This is a genomic window from uncultured Psychrosphaera sp., from assembly GCF_947500655.1.
In the GTDB taxonomy this organism is placed as follows: Bacteria; Pseudomonadota; Gammaproteobacteria; order Enterobacterales; family Alteromonadaceae; genus Psychrosphaera.
Genome location: NZ_CANMSK010000016.1, coordinates 88,991 through 98,635, shown reverse-complemented (window position 1 = coordinate 98,635; position 9,645 = coordinate 88,991). Strand labels below are relative to the sequence as shown.

The 9,645-nt window shown below is 33.7% G+C and carries 10 protein-coding genes; 3 read left to right on the top strand and 7 right to left on the bottom strand.

The features are described 5' to 3' along the window. The first annotated feature begins 509 nt into the window (after positions 1-509). The 3 genes from Q0940_RS13375 (at position 510) to Q0940_RS13365 (ending at position 2,619) form a co-directional block, all read left to right on the top strand. Complete coding sequence (locus Q0940_RS13375; protein ID WP_299269347.1) at positions 510-1,388, top strand: LysR substrate-binding domain-containing protein; 879 nt, start codon at positions 510-512, stop codon at positions 1,386-1,388. Positions 1,389-1,597: 209 nt separating this feature from the next. Further along, complete coding sequence (locus tag Q0940_RS13370) at positions 1,598-2,107, top strand: hypothetical protein (RefSeq protein ID WP_299269345.1); 510 nt, start codon at positions 1,598-1,600, stop codon at positions 2,105-2,107. Positions 2,108-2,400: 293 nt separating this feature from the next. Continuing rightward, positions 2,401-2,619 (top strand): DUF3820 family protein, encoded by a 219-nt coding sequence (locus tag Q0940_RS13365; protein WP_299269343.1) that lies wholly within the window; start codon positions 2,401-2,403, stop codon positions 2,617-2,619. An 8-nt stretch (positions 2,620-2,627) separates the two neighbouring features. Here Q0940_RS13365 and Q0940_RS13360 read toward each other — a convergent pair whose 3' ends face one another. The 7 genes from Q0940_RS13360 to Q0940_RS13330 all read right to left on the bottom strand — a co-directional run bounded on the left by Q0940_RS13360 (position 2,628) and on the right by Q0940_RS13330 (position 9,627). Further along, the gene (locus Q0940_RS13360) at positions 2,628-4,280 is read right to left on the bottom strand and encodes a tetratricopeptide repeat protein (protein WP_299269341.1); all 1,653 of its coding nucleotides are present in this window, start codon (positions 4,278-4,280) and stop codon (positions 2,628-2,630) included. Positions 4,281-4,327: 47 nt separating this feature from the next. Next, positions 4,328-5,245 (bottom strand): lipoprotein NlpI, encoded by a 918-nt coding sequence (gene nlpI, locus Q0940_RS13355; protein WP_299269339.1) that lies wholly within the window; start codon positions 5,243-5,245, stop codon positions 4,328-4,330. A gap of 90 nt (positions 5,246-5,335) precedes the next feature. Beyond that, positions 5,336-6,358 (bottom strand): hypothetical protein, encoded by a 1,023-nt coding sequence (locus tag Q0940_RS13350; RefSeq protein WP_299269337.1) that lies wholly within the window; start codon positions 6,356-6,358, stop codon positions 5,336-5,338. Then, a complete protein-coding gene (locus tag Q0940_RS13345) occupies positions 6,348-7,283 on the bottom strand; it encodes a hypothetical protein (RefSeq protein ID WP_299269335.1) in 936 nt (311 codons plus the stop codon). The genes Q0940_RS13350 and Q0940_RS13345 overlap by 11 nt, the downstream gene beginning before the upstream one ends. Before the next feature lie 103 nt (positions 7,284-7,386). Beyond that, on the bottom strand, positions 7,387-7,878 hold the full coding sequence (locus Q0940_RS13340) for a YcgN family cysteine cluster protein (protein ID WP_299269333.1): 492 nt from the start codon (positions 7,876-7,878) through the stop codon (positions 7,387-7,389). A 28-nt stretch (positions 7,879-7,906) separates the two neighbouring features. Further along, entirely contained in the window at positions 7,907-8,584 is a 678-nt protein-coding gene (locus tag Q0940_RS13335) for a fumarylacetoacetate hydrolase family protein (RefSeq protein ID WP_299269331.1), read from the bottom strand. A gap of 23 nt (positions 8,585-8,607) precedes the next feature. Continuing rightward, positions 8,608-9,627 carry a lytic murein transglycosylase gene (locus tag Q0940_RS13330; RefSeq protein WP_299269329.1) on the bottom strand — a complete coding sequence of 340 codons (1,020 nt, stop codon included), beginning with the start codon at positions 9,625-9,627 and terminating at the stop codon, positions 8,608-8,610. Positions 9,628-9,645 lie beyond the last annotated feature (18 nt).

The window sequence follows — 9,645 nt, the reverse complement described above, 5'->3', positions numbered from 1 at the left end:
GATATTAAATACTTAAAGTCTTTTGGGCATCCAATTTGGATGCCCTTTTTTTTGCCTAAAATTTAACATCTGAACTCGGATCATAAATAAGTGAGTTAGTGAGTTAATTAAATTAACTCATAAGATTAATTCCTATCGTTTGCCACTGATATTTAAGTACTTTATTCTAAATTCAGTTCGTTGCTCCTCAAGCTCGAATTAACCCTGTTGATTGATTTTATTAAATATCTTGTTGTGGATATTAAATACTTAAAGTCTTTTGGGCATCCAATTTGGATGCCCTTTTTTTTGCCTAAATTTTATTCACCTATAAATTCTATAACTTTAATATAAAACTATTTTAGAACACCCTGTTTAGGTGCTTTTTTTCCATTTTTTAAATCTTTCTAACCAATTTGGTGCAAAAATAAAATCGTGAATTAATTTTACAATTAATATCAACAACTTAACTATTGGCTTAAGCATTGCTAATTAATCTATACTTTCAATATTTATAACATAGGTGTTATATGGCTGTTCAAACGCCAATTCGAGGCTTAAGGTCTTTTTGTGTTGCGGCGAAGTGTTTAAGCTTCAAACATGCAGCAGCACAATTATACCTAACGCCCTCTGCGATTAGTCATCAGATAAGATTATTAGAGCAGCAAATAGATAAGCAGTTATTCTTAAGACAAACTCGTGCTATTGAATTAACTGAAGATGGTAAATTATTTTATAAAAAAGTCGCTCCTATTATTGAGCAACTAGAATCAACAATTACAGAATTTACTAACTCAGGTTCACTTTCTACTATTAGTATTACTTTACCTGAATTCTTTTCTAGTGAAGTATTTGTTCCTAGACTTAATGAATGGTCAGATAAACATCCAAACATTAACCTGCAATTAGAAACGGTAAAAAATAGAACGCAATCATCTAAGGAAACAAATTTATCTATCGTGCTAGCGAGTACTAAGCCCGCGGATGCGATCGTTTATGAGCTATTTCCAATTAGTTATATGCCAGCATGTAGTCCAGATTTATTTACAAAACTTAAACCATTTGGTAAAGATGCACTAAATCAAGCACCTTTAATTGTTCATCAGTCTCGTCCTTGGGCTTGGCATCAATGGGCTGAAGAAAATGATATAGAAAATTTTTCTCCTAAGCGTATTGTACAAGTAGATAGTATGTTCTCAGTAGCTAGGGCTGCACAACAGGGAATTGGAGTGGCATTAATTCCATTGCCTTTGAGCCAAAATTGGTTTGATGAAGGTGTGATATACCCACTATTTGAGCAGCAGCTAAAAACTCGTGATAAGTATTATTTAATCCAACACGACTGGCATGCATCACGAGAAGATTTGGATATTTTTGTCCAATGGTTATTATCAGAATTTAGTTTGTAGTATTTTTTCCAAAAAATCATAACAACAGAACTGCTTTTTCATATTTAATTATATAAAAAATCAGTTCTTTTTTTGCCTAAGTATTTACTTAAAGCATACGTGAATTTTATTTCATTATTACGATGATTTATCTCCTTTGTCAGTTCCTGCACCTTTCTCTACATTAAACATAACGAAAATATTCGTTACCCAAAAACTAGGAGAGAGTCATGAAAAAATTACTTACATTAACAATAGCCTCTTTATTTGCATCAAGTGCATTTGCAGAAACCTCATCAACTTTTAAAATGGCTGTAGTACAAGGTACTAACGGTGCTTCAGATATCCGTAAAGGTGATTATGAAAAAGGGATTGAGAGTATCGTTACACGCACGACAGCAATAGAAGCCGATGAACAGGTAGCAATGCAAATGAATTTATGTGTTGCATACGCTAATTCAAACCAGTTTGAACTAGCTAATAAAGCCTGTGATCAAGCCATTACTTTATCTAAAACGTTTGTTGAAGTAGATAACTCAGCGGCTAGAGTTGTTGCTATTGCATTAAATAACCGAGCTATCTTTAAAACAAAAATGCAAGATTTTGATGGTGCATTACAAGATTTAATGGAAGCAGCTCAGGTTAAAAGTACTTCAATAGTTGAAAGTAATTTACTAAAACTTATTCATCAGCAAGCAGATAACATTCAATTTAAGACTATGCAGGTAACACAAGCCTAAACTCATATTACAAGGATATTATTTTGATAATGATTATAATGCGGGAGGCTTGTATTAGCTCCCTGCTCCTCAAAAGGTGTTAACTACTTAGTATTTATATCCAGATAGTTATATTAGTGACTTAAATTCAAGTATAAACACCTTTTCTTTTCCCCGGCTAAATTCCTCTCCCGACTACATTCCTATGTAAAATATTCATCCACACACAAAACCGTTGCTTTTCTGCTTTAATTTATGAATGATCTAAAATCAAAACTTAGATGCATAATTCAAAATTAAAGCGAAACTACCTTATGTTTGATCCCCAAGCGATGAAAGAAGCAATTAATGCCACTATGCCTTTTGGCAAATATGCGGGTCGGAAGTTAATTGAATTACCAGAACCATATTTAGTTTGGTTCCATCAAAAAGGCTTCCCACAAGGTAAGTTAGGGCAACAATTGGCTTTATTATATGAGATTAAACTGAACGGCTTAGAAGGCATGCTAAAGCCATTAATAACTGAGCGTTAGTATTCGCTTTATAAACTAGGTAATAACATCTTTAAGCGTTTATCAGCGAGTTTACTGCCTACTGCTTTAGCTTGTTTATAATAACCAATCGCTTTTTTAACAGAGTGTTTACAGCCCCAGCCCATTTCATAACACTTAGCTAAAAAATATAAACCATAAGGGTCGTTTTGATCCGCGGCTTGTTGATACCAATAAGCGGATTTAATTGTATTCTGTGGTAACCAACGACCTTCAATATAACCATGTCCAAGTAATAACTGTGCGTTTGCATTACCAAGTTGAGCTGAGTCGTATAACAAAGAAAATGCAGTATCGTACGACTCAGATTTAATGTAATTCTGAGCAAGTAATGTCATTGCAGGAGGATAGTTTTGATCGGCTGAAACTTTAAGCCACTTTAAGTACTGAGCATTGTAGTATTGTTTATCTGTATTACTTACTGATAAATTCTTCTTGGATAAATAAAAACTCCAAAAATTGATAGCTACTGGCGTTATCTTTTTATAGTCCTGATTATCTTCAATATATTGCGCGTATTGCTCAGATAAAGGTAAATCTAAATACTCCATAAAACTTAACTCAGGTAACGGCTTATAGGCATTAAATTTAGAGCCTTTACATGTATTAGTGTTATATAACTTTTGTCCCGCTAAAGCCTCAGCTTGTTGTTTACTGTTATTAGCCGGTGCTACAAATATATTACGGCTTATCCACTTTGCAGAATTAACAACACATAACTGCTGCTGTTGTTTTGGCTTAATTTGATACTCGTCGGTATACCCTAACCAATGCGCTAATTCATGAATAAAAACTTGATCACTATCAGCTTTGTCCAAATACATTAAACCGCCACGAGTATTAGCCTCGCCTTTTTCCACTATCACCATTAAATGATTGTAACTACGTGGGTCGACTTGGGTATTTTCTAATAAACTCTGGGCTAATTTATCAAGTGAACATTCAATTCTACTGTGTTCGTCTTGTTTGCAAATAGCTGGTAAGGCTAACATTACCTTAGGAGGTAAGAAGCATATCGACAAACCATTCAATTTTGAGTCAGCAAAAGCCTGACTAAACCGTTTAGCATTGCCTAACAATGACTTTGTACTAGCCACCGCTTGAATACTAATAGCGCACTTTAATAATGACGGTGGCTGATTGAATAGAACATTATTTACGTCATTAGGGGGAGTTATGGAAGGTGAAATATGAACTGACTTGTTACTTTCTACCACTGCGGCTAAAAGTGATTTTATCTGAGAGTACTGTTCACCTAGCTCACCTTGTAGATTAGTTAATATTTCACTATGTAAATGCTCAAACTCACTGGCTTTATGCCAATGTTCGTCCGTTGTTAAGTTCTGTAGTTTAATTAATGTAGCTTGTGGATGTTTTAAATTAATGGCTTGTTGTAACCAGACAGTTTGGCTTATATGCTGATTTTCTTTTTGAATTAAATACCACTGAAACACTGACTTAACATGATTTAATCTGGCTGATTTTTTTAGCCATGATTGATCTTGGGTTGCTAAGTATATTTGGTAATTTGCTTCATTGTTGCCAAGAAGTGCGGCGGGATAAACATAATGTTGTGATTGTTTAAAATAATAGTCGACTAATGATTTAGAAAAAACAATGCTGTCGGCTTGTGCCAACAGCAAAAAAAACAAACTAAAGATTAGTCGACCGAAAAATATGAGGGCGGCCATTATGGTTTAGTAGATAACATCTCTAAATACTTTTGTTTATCTTCTCTATATAGCTCGTTAAGCTCTAAGCGTGCATATTTATGCTCTACAAATTCGTGCACATTAGTCGATAATACCAGTCTAAAATAATTTTTAGCCGCTTCAACTTCATTATTCAGTAACTTAAATTTAGCTAGATAGAAATATCCTTCGCATAGTCTATCAACCAATTCGCGACTGTTCTGTATATTCTTACCCATGTTATCAATGAAGTTTTGCTCATCGAGTTTACCCAAATACAGCTCAATTATTTGATTGGCCCATTTAGATTTATCTAACATGATGGCATTGCCAGCTAAACGTTGTTTCGCTTCCTCTTGGTTATTTTTATATTCCGCTAAATATAACCAAATAGCACGATATGGATCTGCTTGATCTTTTATAAAAAACAGTTCTAAATCATCAATTGATAAACCAGTACGTCCATAATAATACGAGGCTATACCACGATTTAAATTTGCATAACTATGGTCAGGTTCAATTTCTAAAGCAGAATCAAATGCTTCAGAAGCTTGAGTATATTGACCGATTAACGTCATATGAATACCAATAAAATTATAGGCATCTGCATGATCTGGTTTTAATTCTAACGTTCTACGAAAATCTAATTGGGCTAACGAACGTAAACCTAAGCTGTCATAAATGACACCACGGTCATATAGCATTTGTGCTAGCTTATTTTGATCTAACTTAACGTGATTAATGATCTGAGTTAACTTAGCTATTGCTAATTCACTTTTATAATCAATAGCAAGAGGTTCCGTTATAACGACTCGGTTTACAACATGAGGTTCATTATTACCTAACACTTTAGGCTTAGTTGCACACCCTGCTAATAAACTAGTTGCAGTGATCACAACTAACAATAAGATTTTCATATATTCTCCTACCTGTAGATAACTATTAATATCATAAAATCACTTTGGTAATAAGTGTTAATAAAAGATATATGATTATTTTATCGTTAGTTAGTTCGATATGAATTTATTAAATGAGCTAGAAGCATTACTCGCTTTGCATAAAATCCCACACTTCTTATGCAGCTTAACAATCATACCTTTACGAATTAGAGGTATTTGCTTACGATCCAATAAATAGATATATGAAAACTTATCTGTAATATATTCATTAGCAGTTATAACACCATCAGCTACAAACAGTAATTCATTACTATCCTCATCTTCCATATACAACCTAACACCTTCCCCTTCTTTGGCTCCTAAACTTCGTTTTAAAGTTGTTTTAAAATAAGTTCGCTTTTCATCTACTTTTTTATCAACAATAAATGCTCTAGCCGCAACAGCAGAGTGTAATTTGAAGTTAGTCGAGTTGCTTGATAGTGCATCAGTAATTGCACTCGAAAACATATTCGCTTTTTGAGTATCTGTAATTGGGCATTCTGAATCAAGCGTATCTATATCTTGAGACTGGCTACCTTCAAACGGTATAGTTTCAATTAACTTCATATGCGGCATAGACAATACTTTTATGTATCCACTGACAGACGCCTTAAAGTTACAATTTGCTTCAGATATTTCAACGCCATGATTTGTAGTTTTATAAGTTGATTCAATTTCAAACGAATATGATAAATTAGCATCTGTTAATTTTGTTACTAATACTAGATCCGATATTGCAGGGCCTTCATAATTTCCATAATCTCCAGATTCTTCAGCTAGATCTATTTCATCCATTAACGTAAATGCTAGATTACGATCAACAGGATCTGCACCCGCTTCACTAATAATTCGTTCTATTTTTCCTGGCATGTCTTTATCTAATTTAAGCTGCTTTATTATTGTATTGGTGTTAACTGGAGCCACAGTTAAGATATTAAGAGAGCTACCAGAAAAATCACTACTATCTGTAATACCCGCAACATCTAACATTGGAGTTGAGGCTATTAAATTTAAATTAATTTTAGGCTTAGCTGTAGAACATGCTGCCAATAAAAAAAACATAAAACTTAACGATAAAGATTTATAAATCATTGATATTCCTTAATAGTGGATTTAGTTGTTGTTTAAGCTTTTTAATTAGCTTTAATTGTGCATTATTTGTGGCTTTATCAGTAGATACTGGGTTATACCCTGAAACTTTAGTAGTTACTTGTAACACTGCTATTTCATCCTCACTTAAAGTGACTTTCGTATTAAGCTGAATACCAGATTGTCCAAACCGTTCGAATTCTTTAGGAGCAATTTTTATTATTAGTTTATTTTTACTGTTAGGGTTTAACTTTATATTCCAGTTAATAAGTAGCTCTTCGATATACCCTTTTAATATTGGATATTCTTCAGGAATTATTAAAGCAAGTTTTCGGTTAATAAAGCAGTTATCAAAAACACCAAAAAGCTCTTTAGATGTATTTTCATTTAATACATTGCTATTAGACTCAATCAGTAATAAACCTTTTAATAGTTGAAGCTTTTTCGCATTTTTATTTTCAACAACACCACATTGAAAAGGATGATCTGAAACTGTAGATAGTATGTTTGTTATAGAGTTTAAAATATCTAGCTTCTGCTTATTTATTAAATTTATCACATCTATTTTATTGTACTTAAATAAATAGAAATAACTCATACTTCCTTCATCATAATACTCATTTAGTTTACTCGGTGATGGGAGTGAAATAGCTAAACCTTTTGTTTTGATTTTTTGTTTAAATTCAGAAACAGTTTTATTATTAATTTTATGAATATTTTGCTCTGATGAAGTAGTAACAGTAGTTAATAAACGTTGAGACAAGAGCGAATGAGATTCTTTTAATGCATTTTGATAAGTTAATCCATTAGCTGCAATAAAGTAAGACTCTGACGTATCAGATGGTGGAGCAGCAAACCATGTTGGTAGTGATTCAGCTTGAATCAAAGAACTAAAGATAAATAAACTACAAATAAAAAATCGTTCCATTACAATTCCTTTTAATTATGATACTCAAGAAGATTATCATAATTAAAACATCAGTTATATCATTAAGATATATGCTTTATTTGAAAGTAAAAACGTAGATTGGCTAATCAAGGTCATTTAATGGCCAAACAACAATAAAGTCTTCATATTGTTGCTCTTCCACTAAGTTATCAAACACAACTTTGTTTCTCACTGACATACCAGCTTGATGCATCTTAGATTTTTTCCCTTTATTTAATAATGGATGCCAACTAGGTAAGCCCCTGCCCTCTTGCAATCGTCTATATGCACAACTACTCGGCATATAAAATACGTCATCTAAATTATCTTGAGTCAGTTGCACACAACTAGGAACTAGCACAGTACGCTCGGGATAAACCGTACATTCGCATTTTTTGTCGTTTAAATATTGGCAAGCAACTGAGGTAAAATGTAGTTGCTCGGTATCGGCCATTTCTGTGGTGTCGACCATGTCTTCTTGTTCATCATCATCTATTAATTTATGCAAACAACACTTTGCACATCCATCACATAAAGACTCCCACTCAGGGCGAGACATTTGTTGCAATGATTTAACTTTCCAAAATGGTTCCATTTTTTCTCTTATATATACAAAGGTAAGACTAACGAACTGTGCTATTAAATTGCCAATTGGATTTAGCTGATGACAAAGATAATTCTAATTTATCACCGCATTTTAATGGACCAACACCAGCAGGAGTGCCAGTAAGTACTACATCACCAGGCATTAAAGTAAAATGTTGGCTCATCTGAGAGATAAGTTGATTAATACCTCTGATCATATTCTTAGTGTTACCTTTTTGACGAGATTGTCCATTCACGGTTAACTGCAAATCGATATCTTGTGGGTATTCTATTTCAGATTTATTAATAAAAGGCGATATTGGACAAGCACCATCAAAACCTTTAGCTAATTCCCAAGGACGACCTTGTTTTTTTAACTTAGACTGTACTTCTCTTAACGTTAAATCCAACGCTAATCCGTAGCCCCAAATACCAGCATTAACATGTTCTGGAGTTACGTTTTTTAATGGTTTAAAAATCAACACGGCAAGCTCTAATTCGTTATGACAAACACCTGAATGTTTAGGAATTTCAAAACTAGCTTCAACGGCACACAAAGCACTGTTCGGCTTTATAAAAAAAAGAGGTTCTGGACGTTTCACACTGTTAAGTTCAGCAATATGGTCGGCGTAATTCTGGCCTATACAAACTACCTTTCCCGCGGGGAAAGGTAGGTATTGACCATTAATATCTTGATGAGAGTAAATCTGTTGCATAACGAGTATCCGAGGTGTTTGTTCTACAATATTTTCGGGTAACCTATTCGGTCAGCTAAAGAGCCAACTGATGTCACAAAGTAATATGAACGATTCCAATGCATTAAAGACTTATAGTTATCGTAAGCTAAATACACTCGACCTTTTGCATCATCAGGTGTAATTAATGTAGCTGTAATTGATGTTTTAGGTAATACAGTGCCATTCATTCTGGTTATGCCTAACTTAGCCCATTCAGATAAAGGTTTTTCAGCCTCTTTCCAATTTTTCAACCACTCACCACGACCTTTACTTCCTTTAGGCATGATCAAAGACATATCAAAACCTTTAGGCAACTTAACTTGTCTTCCCCATGTTTTAGAGTTTGACCAACCTTCTGATTTTAAATAATTAGCGATAGAAGCAAATACATCGGCTTTATTATTCCAGATATCTTTTTTACCATCACCGTCACCATCGGCAGCATAAGCTATAAATGAAGTTGGGATAAATTGACATTGTCCCATTGCTCCAGCCCAAGAACCTAAGAATTTTTCGTGGCTAATATGACCTTCTTTTAAAATGGTTAACGATGCCCAAAGTTGATTTTTAAAGAATGCTTCTCTGCGACCGTCATAACTTAACGTAACCAGAGATTCTATAATTGGCATCTTGCCTTGAATTCGACCAAAGTTAGTTTCCAGAGCCCAAAGAGACACAATGAAACGTGGTTGAACCCCAAATTCTTTACTAATACGAGTTAATAGAGGTAAATTTTCTTTATAAGCGTCTCTCGCTTTTTTCACCTTCCACTCAGGCACTCGTTTAGGTAAGTAGGTGTCTAAAGTTTCAACAAATTCAGGTTGGGTTTTATCAGCCTTAACAACCCTATGCAGATAGGTTAAATCTTTAAGCTTATCGTTTACAAATTCTGTTTCAAAGCCTTTGGAAATGGCTTCTTTTTTTAAGTCTTCAACATATTGTTCAAAGCTTACTTTTGCGGCAAAACTATTTGTAGCTGATACAGAAAAGAATAAACCAGCTAACCAAAATTTAATTTTCATAATTAATCTCTATTTTAT